Origin of the sequence: Falsiroseomonas tokyonensis, assembly GCF_019024325.1 — a bacterium.
Classification (GTDB): Bacteria; Pseudomonadota; Alphaproteobacteria; order Acetobacterales; family Acetobacteraceae; genus Falsiroseomonas; species Falsiroseomonas tokyonensis.
Genome location: NZ_JAFNJS010000043.1, coordinates 1 through 1,597, shown reverse-complemented (window position 1 = coordinate 1,597; position 1,597 = coordinate 1). Strand labels below are relative to the sequence as shown.

Annotated in this window: 1 protein-coding gene; it reads right to left on the bottom strand. The window is 69.8% G+C overall.

Annotated elements, in window-relative coordinates:
• Positions 1-241: 241 nt before the first annotated feature.
• Positions 242-1,597: DEAD/DEAH box helicase (locus tag J3S20_RS29865; protein WP_216840570.1), on the bottom strand; the 1,356-nt coding region annotated here is incomplete at its 5' end.

Sequence of the window (1,597 nt, the reverse complement as noted above, 5' to 3'; positions counted from 1 at the left end):
TCTCGGCCATGGTCTCCGCGACGCGGCGCATGGCGGCGCGCATCGCGGCCTTCTCCTGCTCGGTGAGGTCAACCATGGCGGACGACCTCCCCGCCAAGCGCGACCAGAAGCTCTGGCAGGCGATGCAGCAGAAGGAAACCGAGGGCCGCGGCTTCTTCCGCGGCGCCGGGTCGAACCAGCCAAAGCCACGCGTTGGGCGGGAGCAGACGGCGCATGGCGGTTCCGGGGAGCGGGCCATAGATCATGCGGCCTGCCCCAGCGCCGCGGGCTGGGCGCTGCGCACGAGATGCTGGATGGCCTGGCGGTTGAACCTGAAGGTCAGCAGCGCCGAGGCCTGGTAGCGCGTCATGCCGAGATCGGCGCGGACCGCCGGGGGAAGATGGATCAGCTGGCGCTCGGTCGGCGGCTCGCGCAGCCAGCGCCGGCTCTTGTGGGCGCTCTCGTCCGTCTCGTGGGCGTTCAGCCAGTCGTCCGCCGCGGCCAGCGCTACCAGCCGCTCGCCAATGGACAGCAGGCGCGGCCGCTGCTCCTTCGCGCCGCCGACCGTGTGCCAGGCCCCGTTCAGGAAGAAGATGCCCGCCCAGCCGTTGAACCCATTGGCCAGCAGCGCGGCATCGTCACCGAACAGGTCGCACCACTGGAAGGCCGAGCGCCGGAGGAGATCGATCTCCGTCATGATGAAGTCGGTGAGCGGCGCCGTCTCGCGCCCACGGGGTTCGAAGGCGTGGCCGCAGATGGGGCACTCCATCACTGCGATCGGCACCTCCGCCTCGCAGGAGGGGCAGGTCTTGGTGGGCGGTTCACCCTCGCCGGGCTGGCTGTCGAGATCGACGTCCTGCTCCAGGCAGCCATGGATCTGCGAGGAGGTGCCGAAATCGAGCACGATGCAGTCGCGCTTGACGATACCAGGATGCTCCGTGGGATCCACGGTGCGCAGCCCGCGGCCGACCATCTGGATCATCGTGCACTTGAAGGAACTCGGCCGCAGCAGCACGACGCAGGAGGTGGGGGGATGGTCCCATCCCTCAGTCAGCACCGCGACATTCACGACGATGCGCGCCTCGCCCCTGGCATAGGCGGCCAGGACGGAGCGCCGCTCGCCGTCCGGCATGTCTCCGGTGACCACGACGGTGGGGACGCCAGCCGCGTTGAAGGCCGCGGCAACGTGTTCGGCATGGGCGATGGTGGAGCAGAAGGCCACCGTCTGGCGGCCGCCGGCCTTCTCCTGCCAGTGCTTCACCACGGCGTCGGTGACCGGCACGGTGTCCATGACGCGGGCGACCTCGCCCATGTCGAAGTCGTCGCCGCTGCGCCGCACCGCGCGGAGCTCATCCTGGACGCCGACATCGATGATGAAGGTGCGGGGCGGCACTAGGTGGCCGGACGCGATCAGCTCGCCGAGCCGGATCTGGTCGGCGACGTTCGAGAAGACCTGGCGCAGCCCCACCTTGTCGCCGCGGTTCGGCGTGGCGGTGACGCCGTAGATCCGGCAGTCCGGGTTTCGGTCGAGGGCGCGATCGATGATGCGGCGATAGCTGTCCGCGACGGCGTGGTGCGCCTCGTCGATCACCAGCAGGTCCAGCGCCGGCATCGCCTC